The sequence below is a fragment of the Aureibacter tunicatorum genome (genome assembly GCF_036492635.1).
In the GTDB taxonomy this organism is placed as follows: domain Bacteria; phylum Bacteroidota; class Bacteroidia; order Cytophagales; family Cyclobacteriaceae; genus Aureibacter; species Aureibacter tunicatorum.
In genome coordinates, this window is sequence record NZ_AP025307.1 from 125683 (window position 1) to 146360 (window position 20678).

The 20678-nt window shown below is 37.0% G+C and carries 16 protein-coding genes; 15 read left to right on the top strand and 1 reads right to left on the bottom strand.

Annotated features, from left to right (window positions below; genetic code table 11):
• The first annotated feature begins 10 nt into the window (after positions 1 to 10).
• From AABK36_RS23110 to AABK36_RS23170, 13 genes are all read left to right on the top strand, one after another.
• Entirely contained in the window at positions 11 to 1084 is a 1074-nt protein-coding gene (locus AABK36_RS23110) for an HmuY family protein (RefSeq protein ID WP_309943355.1), read from the top strand.
• A 189-nt stretch (positions 1085 to 1273) separates the two neighbouring features.
• Positions 1274 to 5956, top strand: coding sequence for a cobaltochelatase subunit CobN (locus tag AABK36_RS23115; RefSeq protein WP_309943353.1), 4683 nt, complete (start codon positions 1274 to 1276; stop codon positions 5954 to 5956).
• The gene (locus tag AABK36_RS23120) at positions 5949 to 6626 is read left to right on the top strand and encodes a hypothetical protein (RefSeq protein ID WP_309943349.1); all 678 of its coding nucleotides are present in this window, start codon (positions 5949 to 5951) and stop codon (positions 6624 to 6626) included. The genes AABK36_RS23115 and AABK36_RS23120 overlap by 8 nt, the downstream gene beginning before the upstream one ends.
• A complete protein-coding gene (locus AABK36_RS23125; RefSeq protein ID WP_309943347.1) occupies positions 6617 to 7234 on the top strand; it encodes a MotA/TolQ/ExbB proton channel family protein in 618 nt (205 codons plus the stop codon). The genes AABK36_RS23120 and AABK36_RS23125 overlap by 10 nt, the downstream gene beginning before the upstream one ends.
• Positions 7209 to 7541, top strand: a complete 333-nt coding sequence (locus AABK36_RS23130) for a DUF2149 domain-containing protein (RefSeq protein ID WP_309943345.1) — start codon at positions 7209 to 7211, stop codon at positions 7539 to 7541. The genes AABK36_RS23125 and AABK36_RS23130 overlap by 26 nt, the downstream gene beginning before the upstream one ends.
• Positions 7542 to 8348: 807 nt before the next feature.
• The gene (locus AABK36_RS23135) at positions 8349 to 8852 is read left to right on the top strand and encodes a glycine-rich domain-containing protein (protein WP_338390356.1); all 504 of its coding nucleotides are present in this window, start codon (positions 8349 to 8351) and stop codon (positions 8850 to 8852) included.
• Entirely contained in the window at positions 8849 to 9781 is a 933-nt protein-coding gene (locus AABK36_RS23140; RefSeq protein ID WP_309943341.1) for a hypothetical protein, read from the top strand. Before AABK36_RS23135 ends, AABK36_RS23140 begins: the two co-directional genes overlap by 4 nt.
• Before the next feature lies 1 nt (position 9782).
• The gene (locus AABK36_RS23145) at positions 9783 to 12116 is read left to right on the top strand and encodes a TonB-dependent receptor (RefSeq protein WP_309943338.1); all 2334 of its coding nucleotides are present in this window, start codon (positions 9783 to 9785) and stop codon (positions 12114 to 12116) included.
• Between the two features lie 59 nt (positions 12117 to 12175).
• Positions 12176 to 13420, top strand: coding sequence for a DUF4374 domain-containing protein (locus AABK36_RS23150; RefSeq protein ID WP_309943336.1), 1245 nt, complete (start codon positions 12176 to 12178; stop codon positions 13418 to 13420).
• Between the two features lie 95 nt (positions 13421 to 13515).
• Positions 13516 to 14223: an ABC transporter ATP-binding protein gene (locus AABK36_RS23155; RefSeq protein ID WP_309943334.1), complete on the top strand. Its 708-nt coding sequence runs from the start codon at positions 13516 to 13518 to the stop codon at positions 14221 to 14223.
• A gap of 80 nt (positions 14224 to 14303) precedes the next feature.
• Positions 14304 to 15716 carry an ABC transporter permease gene (locus tag AABK36_RS23160; protein WP_309943332.1) on the top strand — a complete coding sequence of 471 codons (1413 nt, stop codon included), beginning with the start codon at positions 14304 to 14306 and terminating at the stop codon, positions 15714 to 15716.
• Positions 15716 to 17134 (top strand): DUF3526 domain-containing protein, encoded by a 1419-nt coding sequence (locus AABK36_RS23165; protein ID WP_309943330.1) that lies wholly within the window; start codon positions 15716 to 15718, stop codon positions 17132 to 17134. Before AABK36_RS23160 ends, AABK36_RS23165 begins: the two co-directional genes overlap by 1 nt.
• 16 nt (positions 17135 to 17150) lie before the next feature.
• The gene (locus tag AABK36_RS23170) at positions 17151 to 17747 is read left to right on the top strand and encodes a class I SAM-dependent methyltransferase (RefSeq protein ID WP_309943327.1); all 597 of its coding nucleotides are present in this window, start codon (positions 17151 to 17153) and stop codon (positions 17745 to 17747) included.
• A gap of 83 nt (positions 17748 to 17830) precedes the next feature.
• Here the strand turns inward: AABK36_RS23170 and AABK36_RS23175 are convergent, their stop codons facing one another.
• A complete protein-coding gene (locus AABK36_RS23175; RefSeq protein WP_309943324.1) occupies positions 17831 to 18436 on the bottom strand; it encodes a hypothetical protein in 606 nt (201 codons plus the stop codon).
• A gap of 865 nt (positions 18437 to 19301) precedes the next feature.
• Here AABK36_RS23175 and AABK36_RS23180 point away from each other — a divergent pair.
• Both AABK36_RS23180 and AABK36_RS23185 read left to right on the top strand, forming a co-directional pair.
• Positions 19302 to 19532, top strand: coding sequence for a hypothetical protein (locus tag AABK36_RS23180; RefSeq protein WP_309943321.1), 231 nt, complete (start codon positions 19302 to 19304; stop codon positions 19530 to 19532).
• A 40-nt stretch (positions 19533 to 19572) separates the two neighbouring features.
• Complete coding sequence (locus AABK36_RS23185) at positions 19573 to 20676, top strand: hypothetical protein (RefSeq protein WP_309943320.1); 1104 nt, start codon at positions 19573 to 19575, stop codon at positions 20674 to 20676.
• Positions 20677 to 20678: the final 2 nt, after the last annotated feature.

Below are 20678 nucleotides of genomic sequence, written 5' to 3' on the forward strand. Positions count from 1 at the left end.
TATAAATGATATGAAGACTAAGTTTTACAGACAAATTTTGTCCACGGCAGCGTTATCAATGTTGTTTTTGAGTGCTTGTGATAAAAATGAGGATGATTTTACGCCGATAGAGCCTGTAGAAGGATTGATTACCGCTACTTTGAAAAACGATTACAGCCAACAAGTATTCGTTGATTTAAGCACAGGAAATACAAAGGAAATAGACAATGCGGCTTGGGATATCGCTTTTGACCCAACGGGATTGCACCTTAGAACGAATAATACAAATAATGTCAGCGCGGCGATTACTGATGCGCCAACATTGGAAGATGTGACGGATGTCGAAGGCCTTGAATTCAAGTATGATAATACGAACGGCGACTTGGACATGACTGCTATAGGGGAGTGGGAAGTTAATACTGTGTATGTTTTTGACTTTGGCAGAAGCATGGCAGGAGAGCATAGAGGATATAAAAAATTAATTATCAAAGAATTGTCCGGAGACCATATGGATATGGAATATGCTGATCTGGATGGGGCAAATGAAAAGGATGTGCATTTGGATTTGAATTCAGACGCGACAACTTACTTTTCATTGATGACTGGAAGTTCTGTAGATATAGAGCCTAAAGAGTGGGATTTATTGATAACAGGCAGCGCGGTGAGAACGGGAGCGCCTTGTCAAGCGATGGGGCCGGCGGCTATGCCGGGAGTCAATTGCGATATTTACCGTCTTGCGGCAACTGTATTGAACAATCGCGCAAGCAATACAGCTATCGCTATTGATAATCCGTCAGGCATGGAAGGCAATGATGATCCTGATTCGAAAATCAATAATATGACCATTAGTGATTCTAATTATGACGAGATAACAAACGTTATGTCTGAAGGGATGAGCTACTCTAAAGATGGCGATGCAATAGGAAGATCTTGGAATCATATCTTAACCCCGCATTCTGATGGTAAGTACAAAGTGTATGATTTTATAACTTACGTATTGACTGATCAAGAAGGAAAGCGTTACAAGCTGAGGTTTCATACGATCAAAAATCCAAATACTGGCGAGATCGCTCCTTCATTTGAATACGAGGAATTGTTGCCATAGTATTAGGCATTATTATCGAATTTTATTTTTTGAATTTCAAACGTTTTTTACTCTGTGAAATGGTTATAGGGCAGATTTCATTTTTCATTGATTCATATTTCTACTCCGAGGTTATCGGAGTAGAATTTTTTTCTCCCTACTCATAATAATATGATAATGAGGAGCATTGCTCCATAAGCTATTGAAGGTATGATAAAAAGGATAAAAAGAACTTACTGGGTATTATTAGCGATACCTTTGCTTATGTCAATCGCATGGGCGTATTATCGATGGGTGGCTCCTACAAAAATTGCATTTCTGAATTATCCGGATTTTTCCATAGCAAGAATTCAAAAATCCAATGCCTCGGGATGGATTAATATTGAAACTCTGGATCGAAATAGCATTGGAAAGGCAAGAAACTATGATGCCTTGTTTATATTTGGAAGAGGATTGCATCTATCGCCGTCTGAAAAGTCTTCAATAGAACAAGCGGGTTTGTCCGGTTTGCCAATTTTTACCGAAGGAGCGACAAATCCAAACATGGATCTTACGAATTTGATGGGAAAGAACCTTGATTTAATTTCCCTTTATATGAAATATGGCGGTTCGCATAATTATAGAAATATGTTGAGCTATATTCGGGGCGAAATGAGTGGTAAGCTATTCGGTTTGGATGAAATAGCAAAGCCTAAGGAGATCTCACGAAATGTTCTTTTTCATTTGGAAGAAACGGAATTGTTTGAAGATGTTGCTTCCTTCGAAACTCATATGAAGTCCAAGAATGCGTTAAAAAATGGTCAGGCCAAAGTTGCTTTGTTTACTTCCGTTCCCGGACCATTTAATTCCAATAGAGATCACCTGGATGAGTTTATACGAAAGCTTGAATCTCATGACTTAAATGTTTATCCAGTCTCCGCAGTGGAAAAGAGATTGAAATTTTTAAAAGAAATATCGCCGGATATCGTCTTGATGATGCCTCATGGTCGTTTATCTTTGGGACAAGACCAAGAGTGCCAACAATGGCTTCGTGAAAAAAACATTCCATTGCTTACTCCCATAAGCGTGTTTCAACCTTATGAAGATTGGTTGAAGAATCCGCAGGGATTTTTTGGCCCCATGCTTAGCATGTCTATCGCTTTGCCGGAGCTTGATGGAGCGGCGATGCCTTATGTGGTGACTGCCCAGTACAAAGACGAGAATGGTTATAATATTTTCAAAGCGATTCCTGAGCGTATGGATGCTTTTTGCGAAGGCCTAAAGAAACGCTTGGCTTTGAAACAAAAGAAAAATGCGGATAAGAAAATAGCTATAGTTTATTTCAAAGGGCCAGGCAATAATGCGATGGTCGCTTCGAATATGGAAATTATTCCTTCGCTATATAATTTGCTTAAGCGATTGAAAAATGAAGGATACGATTTGGGTGAATTGCCGGACAGTTCAAGTGCTTTATGGGACTTGATTCAACAAAAAGGCCCGGTATTGGGTCCATACGCAGAAGGAAAAATAGAGAAATTTATCAAGCAAGGAAACCCTGAAATTATCAGCCCTGATCAATATGAAGCATGGAGCGAGAAGTCGCTATATCCAGAGATGTCTCAGGCTGTTGAAAAAGAATATGGCGGTTTCCCTGGAGAATATATGTCTGTCATGCAAGACACAGTGGAGTCATTGGCCTTAAGCCGAGTAGAATTAGGCAATATAGTTTTAATTCCACAACCGCTTCCTGCCGTAGGAGAGGATTCATTTAGCCTGATTCACGGCGCGGATATAGCTCCGCCTTATCCATATATTTCTGCTTATCTATGGGCTAGGCATGGATTTGGAGCGGATGCTATTTTGCATTTTGGAACGCATGGAAGCCTTGAATTCACGCCGGGCAAGCAGGTTGCCTTAAGCGGTTATGACTGGACTGACGCTTTGATTGGAAATACGCCTCATTATTATTTATATACCATTAGCAATGTGGGCGAGGGAATAATTGCAAAGCGAAGATCATATGCGACTTTGGTTTCTCATCTTACAAGCCCTTTTTTAGAAAGCGGCGTTTATGGAGATTTGAAAACATTGCAGGACAAATTATTGGCTTATACTAATGTTAGTGGCAATGTAAAACAACAGTATTTGGAAAGCATCACTCAATTATCCGATAAGTTGGGAATTCTTTCCGATTTAGGCATTGAAAATAGTGAAGAGCTTTCCAATTCGGAACTAAATAGGCTTGTGGATTATGTACAGGAAATTTCACAGGAAAAGATTACCGCAGGATTGTATACTTTAGGAGAAGCTTATGAAAATGAACACTTGACGCAGACAGTCAAATTAATGGCGATAGATCCTATTGCTTATAATTTGGCAGAAATGGATAAGATCAGAGGAAAGATCAGCGAGAAAGATATTCAAGATGTATCTTTTTTTGAAAAAAACTATAGATCAAAGGCTTCGGGTATAATCCATCAAGTGAATGAAGGAAAGACCTTCAAGGAGTTGAACCTGATAACAAGCGCTGAAATGGCTAGAGCTCAGGCATGGTATAAGGCGAATCCTACATTTTCACAAAGCGATATCATCAAAGGATTTATTAGCATGGGAGATCGCAAAGGTTCGAGCAAAAAGCCTAAAAAAGGAAAGCGTTCGCAAAGGCTTAGCGATGATGAGCAAAAGAAGCTGGAAGATTTGTTAGTGAATATTTCCACTGATCAGGAAAAAGTTGATTTCATTTTGAAAATGAAATCCGATAAAAATTTCAAGATGTATTCTGGCCTGCTTGATTCGGTGACATTGAAAAAAGCGAGAAAAATCGCTGTGGCGATTCCGGCAATGAAAAAAGCTATCGAGATCGGGAATACAGATGATATGAAGGCCGTGATTCGCATTATGCAAAAAGAAGAAGGTAGAAAAGAAGCATTAGCTCTTTTGGAGGACCCTAGATTATCGGAGCGTATCGTCATCGAGAGACAAAGAAAAAAATCGGAAGCTAGAGATCGACTTTCTTCGGATGACTTTAAAGCCAAGCTGGCTATTGAAAGTCAAGTTGAGAATTCATGGAACTTGGAAAAATTGCAATCAGCTGATACCGCTATTTTATTTGCGCTTAGTCATTGGGATATGGCTCAAGATATTTTTGGGATAACAGAGAAAGATTTAAAACATAGGCATCAACAGGTTCTTAAGTCTATAAACAAGAAGAATCGAACGGAACAATCTTGGGCGGAGGCTGTGGCTAGTTTGCAAAAGACGATTAATGACTTGCCAACCTATAAAGAATTGCTTTCGAAAAGTCCTGATATGGAATTAGATGCCTTGGTCAATTCATTTGACGGAGGATATCTTCTTCCTTCCTCAGGCGGAGACCCAATTACCAACCCATCCACAGTGCCAACTGGCAGAAATTTGTATTCGATTGACGCGGAAAAAACGCCATCAAAGGAAAGCTGGGAAGTTGGCAAAGCATTGGCGGAGTCCTTGATCGATGATTATCAAAAGAAGCACAATGCCTTTCCTAAGAAAGTGAGCTTTACACTTTGGTCTGGAAGCTTCATTGAGACAGAAGGCGCTACGCTTGCAGAGATTTTATATTTATTGGGAGTTGAGCCAGTGAGAGACCCATTTGGCAGAGTGATGAATGTGAAGCTGATACCAATGGAAGAATTAGGAAGGCCTCGTATTGATGTCATAGTGCAGACTTCCGGACAGTTGAGAGATCTTGCGGCTTCACGCCTGAAAATGATAAACAAGGCGGTAGCGATGGCTTCCAAAGCAGAGGAAAAGTCAAATTATGTAAGGGAAGGAAGCAAGCTTGCTCAAAAAGTGATGATGGAAAAGGGATTGACGCCTTTGCAGTCTAGAAAATGGGCTGACCAAAGAGTATTCGGGGGAGTTAATGGCAACTATGGAACCAATATTATGGGCATGGTTGAAAAAGCGGATAGGTGGAAGTCCGAAGAGGAAATCGCTAGAACTTATATTCACAATATGGGTGCTTTATATGGAGGTTCTGAGGATTGGGGCGCATTTGAAGAAGGCGTTTTTGAAGCGATGCTTCAACAAACAGAAGCTGTTGTGCAACCAAGGCAAAGCAATACTTGGGGTGCTTTGAGCTTGGATCATGTGTATGAATTTATGGGAGGAATAAATTTGGCTGTGCGTACAGTGACGGGCAAAGACCCTGAAGGTTATTTCAATGATTTTCGAAACCCGTCCAAAGCAAAAGTACAGGGTATCAAAGAAGCCATCGGGGTGGAGTCAAGAACGACATTGCTTAATCCTAAGTATATTGAGGAGTACATGCAAGGAGAGGCGACATCCGCTGAAACATTTGCCGAGACATTTAGAAATACATTTGGCTGGAATGTTATGAAGCCAACGGCTATACGTGAAGGCTTATGGCAAGATCTATATGAGGTTTATGTTAATGATAAGCATAATTTAGACGTTAAAGGTTTCTTTGAAGATAAGAATCCATACGCTTTGCAGGAAATGACTGCTGTGTTGTTGGAGTCAGCCCATAAGGGATATTGGCAAGCTTCTGAAGAGGATATTCGAAATGTTAGCAATTTGCACGCGCAGTTGGTTAAAGATTTTGATGCAGGATGCAGCGAATTTGTTTGCGACAATCAAGATGTTCGTGATATGGTGAGCCGAAATGCGTCAGAAGAATTGAGCGTGGGTTATGAAGAGACAATCAATAACGTCAGAGAAAAATCTCGCAATGATAACTCCGAGGCTTTAGTTTTGGAAAGCGATTCGAAGGAAAAGAAAGTGTCTAAAGAGGAACGCAAGCAGGCGGAAGTGCAGGAAATGATTTCAATAAGAATCGTCTTGCTGGGATTGGCCGCATTAGTATTAGTGATCGCTTTTGTTTGGTGGAGAAAGAGGAAGAGCTATGATTAATGATTTCATACTTCTTTTATTAGGTATAGTATTGATAATGCAAGCTTTTAGGTGGCACTATTTGAAAATTCATGAGATTGCCATCCAATTAGCGATATGCGTGGGATGTCTAGTATTTGGTTATAGCGCTTTGCTCGAGGTTTCATTAGCTGAAATTAATGGATTTATTTCCAGCTCTAGTCATTTACAGTCTTTATCTGTCGTATTGTCCTTGGAGATATGCGGGCTGATATGGCTTTCATTATTTGATGAGAATTCTAGCGATTACATATTGGTTTTGTTTAAAAAAGGTTCGGCGATTATGCCGAATTTTTCATTCGTTATTGGCGGGTGTTATTTATGTTGGAGGAGCTTGTTTATTGCCGGCGATTATGGCTTTGAATTAAAAATCACTGCTACAGGAACGGCATGGATTGTTGGAAGTGTGATATTTATGTTTTTATGCAAAAAGTATATTGGTTCAAAACTAGTTGAAGAGCTTAGAGGTTTGTTCGTGTTGATGTACTTTCTGGGCTTGTGCGTATTGTATGCTTGGCATGAAAACTCAGTGTCGGCTTTTGAAGTGGAAATATCAATTTGGGATATATTGATCTTGATTGCTTCAAGCCTTACTATGGTTAGTGCTGGATGGGGATATTATAATTACATTAAAAAAAGAATATGGAAATAGTTACAAATATACTTTACTGGATATCGACAGCTTTGTTATTGCCAGTTACTTTAGGACTGGTGCTGTTATTCGCCCGTAGTTTATTTTATTTGGGTGAAATGTATTCAGCATATAGCGAATACAGAAAAAACAAGAAAGATTTATTTCCGGCATTGAATGAGATAATTGTTGAAGATGAAAAGCTATCAGCATTGAAACTTAAGGTGGGGGAGACAAAAGGCCAACTGCCTGAAGCCGTTGTTAAGTTGCTTTCGTTTAAGGAATCATTTGTTAGGCGAGAGAAGGTGTTATCCGATTATGAGTTGATAAGTGAGAAAAGGATTTCCATACCAAAGAGTTTGGCCAAATTAGGTCCGACTTTAGGGCTAATGGGAACTTTGATTCCAATGGGTCCTGCGTTGGTTGGATTGTCGACAGGAGATATTGCCTCTATGGCTCATAATATGCAAGTGGCTTTTGCGACAACTGTTGTCGGGTTGATTATTGGAGCGATTGGTTTTGTTTGTCTTCAAGCGAGACAACGATGGACCATGGAAGAACTGAGCCAATTGGAGTTTATTCACGAATTGATAAAAGAAGAGGATGAGAAGAAGAAGGTTTATCAATAGTAATTCAGATGAATTCGATCCATTGTCTATGGTCACAAATCTTTTTGATGTGGCAATGGTATTCGCTGTGGCCTTAATGGTTGCGCTTGTCAGTCGTTATCAGATGACGGAAATGTTCTCTCAGGAAGATTTTACTATGGTGAAAAATCCCGGAAAGCAAAATATGGAAATCATCACAAAAAAGGGAGAGAAGATAGAAAGGTATCAACAATCGAAGAATAATTCAGCGAAAGGAAAAAATAAAGGCCAGCGTGTAGGAACGGCTTATCAGTTGGAAAATGGCGAGATTATTTATATTCCGGAGTAGCAAATGACTTTGGATTAATTTTCTTGATGTATTATATGTAATTGTTAAAATCCTGAATTTATGTTCAGGATTTTTTGCATTTAGCCGATTTTCATTAATGTTTATCACGATTAGTTTTTATGAATTTCTTACTCTTCCTCCTTTGTGTACTATCCAAAGGGAAAGAAAATGATTTAAAAAATCAATTGTGATAATATCTATTTTTGAACTTTTTTAATTCATTGAAATTTCGATATGTATTCTTCTTTTTCCACGGTATTGAAATAGTTTAATTGCTGTGGTAATGAGTTTAATAGGACTTACTTATGCGTGCAACAAAAAAGTCAATCTTATAATAGGTTGGTATTTAATGGAATATATGCATGTAATTACGACTCTTATTTTACAGTTTCGAATGATTTCATTGTTTTTTGAACAATTGTAAAATTGAGTCGATATAAAATTTATTCCATATTAAAATTTAAAAAAAATAACAAAGCTATTGCATATCAAAACAGATTTTGTATTTTCGTGATATATGCAACACTGTTGCATTTTATAGTTATAGTTATAGTTTAAAGGGGAAGCCGAAAACCTTTAACAGAGTAGGCACTTAAACAAATCAATAATTAACATGGAGAAGAAAGAAACGATCATTGAGAATCTTCTAGCGGAAAGAAAAGATCTTGGTCTTGGACATTGTTCAAACTGCGGGCATTGTAGCGCGTCTTTCTAGGTAGAAACAGGTGAAGAAAAAGGAGGAGGCAGTTGCAGCTGCCTTCCTTCCCAAAAGTTCATCACATGTGCGATAAACTAAACAGGGTGCAAATGTACGAAAATAATTTAAAAGAAATAGAAAGGTTAGACAAGACGCAATTGTCTCAGATGCTTCAATATAAGAACGAGAATGTTATTTCTCGATTCACTGATATGTTTGATGTCAAAGAAGCCGAAGCCGAAGACATATTTGAGGAGACGAAAAAATTTCTTTTTCTGGCACAAGTGAGAGGAATCATGATCCCTGATGAGTTGTTAATCATCGATGAGATGTGGCATAACTTTATCCTTTTCACAAAGGATTATCACGAATTCAGCCAAAATATATTTAAGAAATACATGCATCATCTGCCCGCAAGCAAATCTGAAAAAGAGGCGTATGCCAATGCTGTTGGAGAGGAGAAGGAAAGATTAAAAGCGGAATTTGAAAATAAACTACGTTTATTGATGAATTTGACTTATGAGAACTTTGGAGAAGAAACTTTAATGAAGTGGTTCAAAGAGTATCCTGAGAAGTACAGTTCATCGAATATAAAAGCATTGAGGAAAAAATGAGTATTTTCCCTAAAAGATCGAAAAGAGGACAATCCGTAACAATACATTGGAACTTCAATACAAGCCATTTGATAGACCAACATCTTTGTCCTTATGTGCGAATAGGAGTAAGAAGACCTGATGGAGAAGTGAGCATGTTGCTGGAGGATTATGTGTTGGCTTTGCCAAATCCTAGCGATGAAATTCAAGCTGGCGATTCATCAGACAAAGAAGTTAAACCCAAATATTTGAGAAAACATACGCCATTTACCGTTTTGCATGATTATGTTTCTAGTGTAATCAAAAGAGAGGCATTGGCGGATATTTTGGGAGGAATTGTTTCCGGCAGACATTATTATTTCAATTATGCTATTGGAGAGGACGCTCCGCTAGGCAAATACACTTTGATCTCGGAGGTGTACAATGCTGGTAATTTGCGATTGTCGAAGACTAGGCAAGATGATTTTTTTTGGGTTGAGGAGGTCCAGCATACTTTTTTAGAAGAGAATAATGGAAGGAGCAGGCATGTCATCAAAAATTGCTCCCCAGAAGCAACGCCGGTTAAAATTTTAGAATGGTTTCATGATGGAGAACAGGTCAAGACTGCTTTGGATATGGTTTTGTTGGATGGCAATGAAGAAAAAGAAGTTGAGGTTGCTTCAGACAAAAGCTTTTTGCTTTACAATGAGGAACGAGAAATCATTCCATTGATAGCTGAGGATATGGTTTTCCCTATTCGAAATCAAAAATTGATTCCCTTGGAAAAGGGGGAATGTCTGTATTTGCTGTCTAATGAGAAGGAAGACATTTTTGAATTAAGCAAAGAGCAAATAAGCTTATGGAAATTAGCCGATGGGGTTCATTCTAAATCGCAACTTATGGATTTGGGAGATGAATTGGCTTATCAAGAGCTTATTGAACATAATGTTATTTTTGAAAAAGCTCTATAAAATGAAAGTAAAATATTTAACTTTCTTGTTATTAGGCCTTTTAAATGGACTTTTCGCAATTGGTCAGATTAATTACCAAAACATTAAAGGGATAGTGAAGGCGAAGGATGGAGCTCCTTTGCCACAAGCTGTTGTCATGCTTGATGGCAGATTTGAAATGGCGACCACTTCTGATTTGCATGGCAATTTTGAATTTGAAAAAGTAGAGATAGGCAATCATGTTCTTGTATGCCGATTTGTAGGTTACGAAGATCTGCATGTCGCAATCAAGGTGTCTGAATCCTCTAAAAACGATTTTTTGCTTGTCATGGAGGAAGAACAAACGATGCTTAATAGCGTGACGATTACAGACTCCAAAGATGAAATGAATGTGCTTCGACAAGTGCAACAAGTAGAGCTGTTGGAAGCTAAAGAATTTTACCATCGGTCATTAAGCCCTTTGGAAGCTGTTGGTATGGCTTCAGGAGTACATATCCGGCAAACAGGAGGAATGGGAAGTCAAGCGAATATATCATTGAACGGCATGTCAGGCAAGCAAGTGGCGACATTTATAGATGGTATTCCCGCTGAATTCTATGGTCAAGGCATGTCGCTTGGAAATATGCCTATTGAATTTATGGATAAGGTTGAATTGTACAAAGGCATCGTGCCGGCTTATCTGGGCGGAGATGCATTGGGCGGAGCGATCAATATAGTCAGCAGGCAGGAATATCAGAAGGCCTTGAAAGTCTCTTATGGATTTGGCTCATTCAATACTCATAAAGCTAATTTTCATGCTACGCTTTTGAATAACAAGAAAAGCATGTTACTAGGCGCTTACGCTTTTCTAAATTATTCTGACAATGACTATGAAATAGACGCGCAAGTGCCCGACCAATTTTACAATCCGGTTGATACAATTGTAAATCGATTTCATGATCGGTTTCAAAATGGAATGATAAGGTTGGAAGTAGGATTTGTAGACCAGTCTTGGGCAGACTATTTGTTGATATCTCTGGCTTATACAGATCTTTCTGATCAAATACAGCATAATGCGATGATGAGCCAACCGTATGGACAAGCGGAGAGAGCAGAGCAAAGCTATAACGCTATGTTGAAATATGGCTATGCGTTTGGAGATTTGGATATCGATCTAGCAGTTGGAAAAAACTGGATTAACAGCTCTTTAGTTGACACGACATTGAATGTATATACTTGGGATGGCGATATTCAAACGCAAAGAGCTTATGGAGGAGAGCTATCCACATCGATGAATACATTGGATTTGATTACCAATACTACATTTTCCCGATTGAATGCGACATATCGAATTAGCCCGCTTCAACTTTTGAATGTGAATAGCACTTTGTCTAATTTTTCCCGAAGTGGTTCGGATAGCACCGCTAATGCATATTATGGATTTGATCCTTTTGAAAATGAAATGCATATGCTGAAGCATGTTTTGGGCCTTGCTTATGAGCTTCATTCCACTAACAAAAAATGGGCAGGAGTTGCCACATTGAAGCATTATTTTTATCAGGCGGAAGGCTTTGAACAAAACAGAGCAGACAATGAAGTAATTATTTATGATCAAAAAGAAAGTCGCTTAGGTTATAGCTTGGCCGTGCAACATAAACTGCTTTCAATCATTGATATGAAAATGTCTTATGAATACGCTACTCGTTTGCCTGATGTGTATGAATTGTTTGGAGATCATTTTATTGTGAAACAAAATATGAACTTGAGTCCTGAAACGAGTCATAATGTGAACTTGGGGACCAGATACAATTCAGAAATTTGGTCAGCAGAAGTTAATGGATTCTTTCGAAAAGTGGACGATATCATATACTTGAAGAGCTCTCCGTTCTTTGCTCAATATCAAAATCTGTTAAAGGCTGAAGTTAAAGGAGTAGAACTAGGTTTTAGTATTTTGCCTATCAAGCACTTGACAGTTGAAAGCAATGCGACATTTCAGGATATAAGAAATAAATCTTCAAAGGTTGACTCGAATACTTCAAGCGACAAGTACTTTAATGAAAGGTTGCCGAACAGACCGTATTTTTTCTCGAATCATTCGATTGGCTGGCGCAAAAATAAGTTCAGTTGTTGGTGGAATGGCCGGTATGTGGAAGAATTTTATTTGCATTGGGAAGTGGATGGAAGAAAAGAGTCAAAACCTACGATACCCAGACAGTTTATTCAAAATATAGGGGCTTCATATACGATTTGGGAAAATCAGTTGACATTAAGCTTGGAGTCTTTTAATGTGACCGATCAAAGGGCATATGATCATTTTAAAGTTCAAAAGCCAGGAAGGTCCTTTGCTGTGAAGGCTCGATATGTCATGAATAGATAAGAAATACTATATCCAAATCAAAGATAAATTAATTGTCAAATACTAAAACTAACAAACTGATGAAACAAAAAAACATGCTATTAGGAATGAAATGGAAAGTGTGGCTTGTGAATTTATTGATATTATCTAGCATTTCCGCATGTGATAAAGATAAGGATGAAGTGTCGCCTGATCCGGATCCAGAGCCAATTGTGAAAAAAGACGATGACCATGATGATGATCACGATCACGAGCATGAAATAGAATATGTAATGACTACTGTTGGAGGTGCTTGGCCTGATCAAACGACATATATTCAGACCGTGGGCCATTTGGAAAATGGAAGCATAGACAATAGTGAAGCTACAGAGCTTGCTAGTTCTGGTCAATTATGGAGCAATGGAGATTATTTTTATGTTTCAAGATTTGGAGCTCCGGCGACTTTATACAAATACACTATTGATGATCATGGTGTGATGGAAGAGGCTGGTGAGATTATTATTCCGGGAGCTAATACATTCTCTAGTGTTGAGTTTATCAGTGATACTGAGGCTTATGCTTCTGTTGGAGGGGGATTGGCTAGAGTCATTAAGTTTGACCCATCTACTGCCAGAGTTACTGGAGAGATTGACTTAAGTCCTGTATTAAGAGACGGAGTGGAAAATTACTTTTTCTTGGGAATGAAGGCTCGTGATAAAAAATTATTTATGGGAATTGACTATCAAGTTAGTTATCAATCAAAATGGGATTCAGCTTATGTAGCTGTGATAGATTTGGAAACAGCAAGCGTTGAAAAAGTGATTTCCGATGGCAGAACAGCGATGATATTTGGAGCAGGTGGAGCGATAAATAGTTTTGAACTGCTCGAAAATGGAGATATCTATGTTATGGGCGATGGGACTGCTAATGCTCACAGCGGAATATTGAAAATCAAGCAAGGAGAGACGGAATTTGACAAAGATTACTTCTTCGATCTTCAAGAAGCTACAGGCAACCCTTGCAAGGGCTTTAGAATCATAGGAGAAGAAGCTTTTGCTATGGCTGCAAATGATCCTAATGATTTGTGGGAATTTTCAGGGCCTAACTTCAATTATTATCATGTTGATTTGACGGACAAGTCAGCGCATGCAATTGAAGGCTTGCCGACAAGCTATGGTTCGAATACTTCGGTTATGATTCAAAGCGAAGATCAAAAGAGCGTATTGTTCGCAATTTCGACAAATGATGAAGATGGAATTTATTCTTATGATCTGGCCACAGAAGAAGTAGCCAAAATTATAACGCTAGATGGCAAACTCACTGGATTGGAAAAAATAGCTGAGTAATCAATTAGGTTTTTGAAAAAGCGGAGCTTGCTCCGCTTTTTCAAGTTGACGAAAGACGGAGGCGTATATTTTTTATCATTTAACATTATTTGAAAATGTTGGAAGCAATTAATTTGAAGAAAAACTTTGGCGACCATCAGGCGCTTAAGGGAATAAATATGACGGTCAATGCTGGCGAGATATTTTGTTTATTAGGAGCAAATGGAGCAGGCAAGACAACGACAATCAATATTTTTTTGAATTTTATAAAGCCCACAGAAGGCCAAGTATTGGTGGATGGGGAGCCAATGGAGAAAAATATCAAGTTGGCGCGAAAAAAAATGGTTTATATACCGGAGAATTTGATGTTGTATCCACATCTTTCCGGAGTTGAAAACCTTGATTTTTTTCTTCGGATAGGAGGAATTTCTTTGAATAAAGAGAATTTGGAACAGCAACTTATTTCCAGTGGCCTTCAAGATAACTTTATTCATAGATCAGTAAGCACATATTCTAAAGGCATGAGGCAGAAAGTCGGTATTGCATTGGCCAAATCCAAAAATGCTTCCATTTTGTTGTTGGATGAACCTACTTCCGGATTAGATCCAAAAGCCAGTAATGAGTTTCATGACCTTTTGCTGAAGATGAAAGAAGATGGAGTAAGTACTTTGATGGCCACGCATGACTTATTTCGAGCGAAATCCACAGGCACTCATATCGGCATCATGAAAAATGGAGAAATGGTTAAAACGCTAGAGAGCCATGAGATAGATTATCAGGATTTGGAGCAATTGTATCTGGAAGAAATGGTGCGATTGGATTAGAAGTTTAATCATTAGCTAATATTTGAAAGCGTAACTGAAATTGCATACGCTTGAATTGCTGTAACTTTAAAATAACGACTATGCATTTGCTGATAAAAGAATTACAATCATATCGTCGAAATAAATTTTTACTATGCGTACTATTCGCAATGGAGGCTCTGTTGATTTTTTCATTGTTCAATAGCTATTTTATTCACCATAAAAATTTAGAATCCACCATTGAGGCTCAAGGAAAGCAACGAAAGGAATGGTTGAGCCAAGGAGAAAAGCATCCCCATATGGCGGCGCATTTTGGATATTTTGCTTACAAGCCAGTTTCGGTACTTAGTTTTTTTGATCCAGGTGTCAATGCTTATACTGGAACATATAATTACTTAGAAGCTCATAGGCAAAATGATCTTCAGTTTAGCCCAGTGCAGGATTCAGGTGCTACAGTCAGGTTTGGAGAATTATCGGTTTCAATGCTATTGCAAATCGTATTGCCATTGCTGATAATATTTATGGGTTATAGCTCAGTAAATCAAGAACGCTCATCCGGGATATTGAAATTCGCTATCAGTCAGGGAGCTAGCATGCGCGGGATTGTCTATAGCAAGATATTTTCTTTGTTTATTTCAGTGGTGATTTTACTATTGCCGGTGTTTTTGGCGATGCTGATTTTTTTATTTTTGGAATCATCCTTTCGCTTGGATGCCTTGATGAGATGGGGAGGCTTGATGCTAAGCTATGGATTGTACGCTTTGATTATAGCATGCATTACTGTTATAGTATCTGCTCTTAACAGCAATCGCATGGTTTCCATGATTATTTTATTGAGCATATGGATGGGAGCGGTTGTTCTAAGCCCAAAGATGATTACAAATTGGGCTGATTTATCATATCCATTGCCTTCGCAACATTCATTTAATCAAGAGGTGAGGGAATCGATAAAACAAGGTATCAACGGACACAATGACAAGGGTGAAAGAGCGCAAAAATTAAAAGCAGAGCTATTAAAAAAGCACAATGTGGATTCTGTTCACAAATTACCGTTCAATTTTCAAGGTTATGTGATGCAGGCAGGAGAAGAATACAGTAGCAAAGTGTATGATCATCATTTCCATTTTTTAGAGGCCCAGTTAGACAAACAAGACAAAATGGGCTCGTCAGCTTCTTTGGCTAATCCTTTTGTCGCATTGAGGAATCTGTCAATGGCTTTTTCAGCAACAGATGTTGACGCGCATTTTAGTTTTCAGCGTTATGCTGAAAATTATCGACGTGATTTTGTCAAGCAGATGAATCAGGATATGATGTATTCCTCAACTTATGGAGATTGGGAATACAAGGCAGGCCACCACCTTTGGGAGAAGCTACCCGCATTTGAATATCAATCGCTTGACATGTTTTCGATATTAAAAGCTCGCCATTTGGAATTATTGTCTTTACTCATTTGGACTTTGATTTTGGTCGGGTCAGTATTTGCGCTTTCAAGCTATTTTAAAATATTATCATAATGAAGAATTTGCTTATTACTATTATTAAGTACGAATGGCTGAAAATGCGCAGAAACCCATGGCAGTGGTTGTCGTTGTTGGTTTTGGCTGGAGCTTCATGGTTTGCTTTCAGTTATGGAGAAGCTGAGATAAAGCACCAGAATGAAACGATAGCCAGCATCCAAACTTCGGATGACAAGCAGATCGATGAATTCATTAACGCATTCGCTCAGGACACTTCAACAAGTGAGGGCCTGACAGCTTACAAGAAAGCTCAAGATCCAGCAAATATGCGTTGGCAACTTAGCAGGCATGTTGTATCATCGCCAAGCGAGTTGGCTCAGCTTTCATTAGGACAAAGAGATGTTTATCCTTATTATCTCAAGTTCAGAAAGAACTCTAGTTATTACATGCAAATATTCCAAAGCGAATTGAATAACCCTTTCAAGCTATTGGTTGGCCATTTCGATTTTAGCTTTGTTATGATTTATTTATTGCCCTTGTGGATTATCGCAATAGCTTATAATATCCTATCTTCAGAGAAAGACATGGGTACATATGCCTTGTTGCGTTTGCAAGGCGGTTCCCTTCAATTTATAACCTTTTATAGATTGATGTTCTATTTTACGGTCACATTATTATGCGTGACTTTGATATATATGATAGGGATTAATATCCTGGCAATAGGATTTAGTTTAAAGATTGTATATTTCTATTTTGGCTTAGTCGCATATATTACATGCTGGTTTGGCATTTTATATCTGTTGATCAGCTTGAATAAAGATTCGTCTTTCAATATTTTGTCGCTGTTGAGCATGTGGGTATTTTTCTTGATTGCTTTGCCGGCATTTTCGAATTTGATAGCCTACTCTGTCAAAAAAGTGGATAACAAACATCTTTCGAACATTATTAGGAGAAAACCTATAGAGGAAACTCCGGAAAACGCACGCAATTTGATATGGAAATTGAGCGAAATGGAACCACGGCTTCATCCGATTGACACAAGCTCCAATACATTTCTCATAGGAAAGGCTTATTATGCTTTTCATGCGATTTCAGACATGGAAGAAAAACCGATTGTCAATAAATATTTGGCGCAAGTGGAAAGCAGAGTGGCATGGCTTGGATATTTTGAATGGATAAATCCTGCGGTTATGATTCAAAGCATTTGCAATCAACTTGCGCATACTGATTATGATGCTCACGCCCACTTTATGGAGCAATCACAGTCTTTTCATGATATGATGAATATGATCAGTCTGAAGAAGTTGATGAAAGATCAGTTTTTGGAAAAGGAGGATTATCAGCGTTTAAGAGATGCTAGTTTGGCGGGATATGAAGAAAATACTGGCCTATTGTTGGGCAGGATTTTCTGGCTCATGATTATGGGAGTTGCATTGTTTTATTTTGGACAGTATAATTTGAAAAAAGCCCATTAGAAGAAAAATGGAATCTATGAATTGGTCAACGCACAATCAAAATACAAAGTTAATGGATTTGCCCATATCCAATACGCTGAGATATGCTTTGAATTGGTTGGAGGAAGAAGGAAATTCTGTCGGGCATGCGATAGATTTGGGAGCCGGATCTGGAGTTGATTCATTTGGATTGTTGGAAAAAGGTTGGAAAGTTACAGCTGTTGATTTCGATGCAAACGCTTTGGATTTGATTCAAAAGAAAGTAGAAGAGTATGGTGGTATTGATAGATTGAACTGTTATTCAACTTCTTTTGAAGAAATGGTTTTGCCGGCGAGCGACTTGATCAACGCTTCCTTTTCATTACCGTTTTGCAAGCCGGAAGCATTTGAACGAGTATGGAGTATTATTTATGCTTCATTGCGAAGCAGGGGTGTCTTTTGCGGACATTTTTTTGGGAAAGAGGACAGCTGGTTTCCAAATGAAAATATGATCTTTCATGACGGCAAGGATATTGGGCGATGCTTTGAAAAATTCGATATTTTAAAAATTCAGGAAATCAATCGAATAGGCAAGACTCTTGGAGGCAAGGAAAAACATTGGCATGTTTTTCATATAGCAGCGGTAAAGCGTTAAATATTATAACATATAACGTTTAGATATAAGCATAATTGATTTTTGAAACGACCTTTCAAAAATCAATTATGCTTTTTTTCAAATTACTTTTTGAGATTATGCTCTGAATATATCAAGTAATTGGATACTGTTCCGGCGATCACAAAGAATATAGATGCTATTAAAGTCAGTGAAGCTAAAGTCCCGCTTCTCAACAGTCCCATGTCAATGAAATTGTTTGATGTGAAATAAGGGGAGTAAAATAAAAAGCTTGTGGTTATCAATATTTGGATAGCATACGAATATATGATCGATTTTCTCTCTGTTCTTATATCAAAAATAACCAATGTCCAAGGATAGAATGCCAAGTTTAAAATATTAACCGCGACGAATGGGGTTAATGAAGCATCGCAAAAATACGAAGCAAACCAGTTGGAGTAAAAAACAGGCATTACTGACATATAAAATTTGATGAATCTCTTGGCGCCATATTTAAAGAATAAGACTGAAGATCCGAAAGTTAAAGTGCCAGCTAAAGGAATATGATACAGTCCCTTAAAATAAACGAGAGATAAAAGGGTGAATGTTACTCCGATAATGGTTGCTAAAAAGAGCCCATAGAGATTGGTTAATTGATGTCTCAAAGACTCGGTTATGGTAGCGTTTGACTTAAGTCCAATATTTAACATTGGAATTGATAAAAGTGACATAATGTGAATATTTTGAAAAAATTATTAATATAAAAAAACTGATTCATTCAATTTAATAAATTATTAATATAAATAAAAAGCAAGTAATTAGAATTTTTTAAAACTTAGAAATACGATTTTCATTATTTAAATGTAGTAATGTTAATTATTTATATAGTTATAATGATTTATTGTTCTTTTCAAGTAGATCAAGGTTGATATTTTATGAGTTGATTTTATAATTAATATTATTATTTAGTCTTCTTTTGTTAAGTTATTATTAATGTCAGAGGTGTTGAAATAATGTTTTGAAGAAAAAACTTTTGGCGATATGACGCTTAGGTTGATATATCATTTGACGTGAAAAATTAGTTTTTATAATTCACTTAATCGGTATAATCAGAATATATTAATGTTAGATTTGATGTGATGCAAATGAATGTAAAATAATTGAATAGTTATATTATCTACCTATATCGGGGTACTTATTAATTTTTAATTGCGAATTTATATAACTATATGTTTACATTCTTTTGATGTTATTTTTTAAATAAAAAATATAATATAAATATCTGTTTTCTGATTGTGATATTTATAATTATTTATTATTAGTAAAAAAATATCCTTGTAATGTATTATATGTAATTTTTCTTCTGATGTAATACTTAAAATATGATTTATTTAATATTTATACATATAAAGTAGTATATTTATATTGTTATAATAATAAATGTTATAAAAATTAAAATATATTTTCTTAATAAATAGATATTTATATTGATGTAATGAAAATATAGTATATATTATGATCTGTAAATGATATAAAATGTCTTAATTATTAAATAAATTAAAATTTTAGAGAATGATTAATAAATGTAAAATATACATGATCAGATTGTGTAAAATGATTTTATGTTTTGTTTTTTCATTTTGGTTGACAAATGGATTGTTTGCTAAGACCAGCAAGCAAGTTGAGCCTAATAAACAAATCACCGAAAAAGAAAGAAAACAGAAAGAGAAGCTTGAAAAAGAAACAAAAGCCTTGGAAAAGATTGAGTCAATAAAGGAAAATAGAAAGAAAAAGCCATTGGCAGATAAGTCTAAAGAATCTGAATAGCTACTCGGAATAAACTTGAAGCAAACAAAAAGACATTCAAATGAAAAACAAATACTACTATATACTGATTATACTTTTCACTTTTGGAATTAGCTTGTTTAGTCAAACAGCTAAAGGCCAAACGTCTTATGATTCGTATGGAACATATGAAGATAGTCCAGGCCGATATTATTATCATAATACATATTCTACATTTACTATTAGTCCTACATACCCTGCCAATGCGAGTGATTATGAATTGGTGATTACATTTCTTGAGTTTGATATGGAGTGTAAGTATGATTACGTTAGCGTTTATGAGGAGAACACACTTATTGGAGTATATGATTGTTATAAGCCAGCCCCTATAGTAATTGAAGGAGGAAATTCAGCAAGAATTGTAATTGATACAGATGGTAACAATACGGATAATCTTAACTATGATGGATATAAAATAAAGTGGGAAGTAAGAGGGAAAAAAGCATTTATACCACATGAGGAGTCTTATAATTCAGGATACTTGCCTCAGGCATCAGCTTATTCAGCCAATATCGGAATTAATAATAGTACCCAAGGAAAGGGATCGATGGCTTATGGAAGTGGCAATTCTAGTAATGGTGAAAAAAGTTTTTCTGGAGGTGAGGGAATAGTATCCTCTAGCTATGCAAATTTTGCAATAGGTATGTTTAATTCAAGTCAAACAGGAAATCTTCAATCATGGGCGTCAACTGATCCTGTTTTTGAGGTAGGTATAGGAAGCTCTTCCAATGATAGAAAAAATGCACTTACAGTGTTGAAAAATGGGAAAATTGGTATTGGCGAGGATATGTATACTGATTCTCAAATGAGCGGAAGCTACAAGTTATTTGTAAATGGAGGAATTAGAACTACACAAGTATATGTGACAAAGATGCCTTGGGCTGACTATGTGTTTGATAAAAGTTATGAGTTGAAACCTTTGGCAGAGGTTAAGGAGTTTATCGATGAAAATGGACATCTGCCAAATGTACCTATAGCTAGTGAAGTGGAAAAGGCTGGAGTTGACCTTGCGGAGGTTAATAAACTTTTGTTGGAAAAAATTGAGGAATTGACTTTGTATCTAATTCAGCAAGATGAAGAATTGAAAAATCAAAAAGCGCTAATTGAAGAATTAATGAACAGGTAAGA

Bases quoted from the DNA above. Each gene is read 5' to 3' on its own strand.
- AABK36_RS23140 (WP_309943341.1), top strand. From the start codon at position 8,849: ATGAGTATTTTCCCTAAAAGATCGAAAAGAGGACAATCCGTAACAATA.
- AABK36_RS23155 (WP_309943334.1), top strand. From the start codon at position 13,516: ATGTTGGAAGCAATTAATTTGAAGAAAAACTTTGGCGACCATCAGGCG.
- AABK36_RS23180 (WP_309943321.1), top strand. From the start codon at position 19,302: ATGATCAGATTGTGTAAAATGATTTTATGTTTTGTTTTTTCATTTTGG.
- AABK36_RS23175 (WP_309943324.1), bottom strand. From the start codon at position 18,436: ATGTCACTTTTATCAATTCCAATGTTAAATATTGGACTTAAGTCAAAC.
- AABK36_RS23185 (WP_309943320.1), top strand. From the start codon at position 19,573: ATGAAAAACAAATACTACTATATACTGATTATACTTTTCACTTTTGGA.
- AABK36_RS23135 (WP_338390356.1), top strand. From the start codon at position 8,349: ATGTACGAAAATAATTTAAAAGAAATAGAAAGGTTAGACAAGACGCAA.
- AABK36_RS23110 (WP_309943355.1), top strand. From the start codon at position 11: ATGAAGACTAAGTTTTACAGACAAATTTTGTCCACGGCAGCGTTATCA.
- AABK36_RS23170 (WP_309943327.1), top strand. From the start codon at position 17,151: ATGAATTGGTCAACGCACAATCAAAATACAAAGTTAATGGATTTGCCC.
- AABK36_RS23150 (WP_309943336.1), top strand. From the start codon at position 12,176: ATGAAACAAAAAAACATGCTATTAGGAATGAAATGGAAAGTGTGGCTT.
- AABK36_RS23165 (WP_309943330.1), top strand. From the start codon at position 15,716: ATGAAGAATTTGCTTATTACTATTATTAAGTACGAATGGCTGAAAATG.
- AABK36_RS23120 (WP_309943349.1), top strand. From the start codon at position 5,949: ATGATTAATGATTTCATACTTCTTTTATTAGGTATAGTATTGATAATG.
- AABK36_RS23115 (WP_309943353.1), top strand. From the start codon at position 1,274: ATGATAAAAAGGATAAAAAGAACTTACTGGGTATTATTAGCGATACCT.
- AABK36_RS23125 (WP_309943347.1), top strand. From the start codon at position 6,617: ATGGAAATAGTTACAAATATACTTTACTGGATATCGACAGCTTTGTTA.
- AABK36_RS23160 (WP_309943332.1), top strand. From the start codon at position 14,304: ATGCATTTGCTGATAAAAGAATTACAATCATATCGTCGAAATAAATTT.
- AABK36_RS23130 (WP_309943345.1), top strand. From the start codon at position 7,209: ATGAGAAGAAGAAGGTTTATCAATAGTAATTCAGATGAATTCGATCCA.
- AABK36_RS23145 (WP_309943338.1), top strand. From the start codon at position 9,783: ATGAAAGTAAAATATTTAACTTTCTTGTTATTAGGCCTTTTAAATGGA.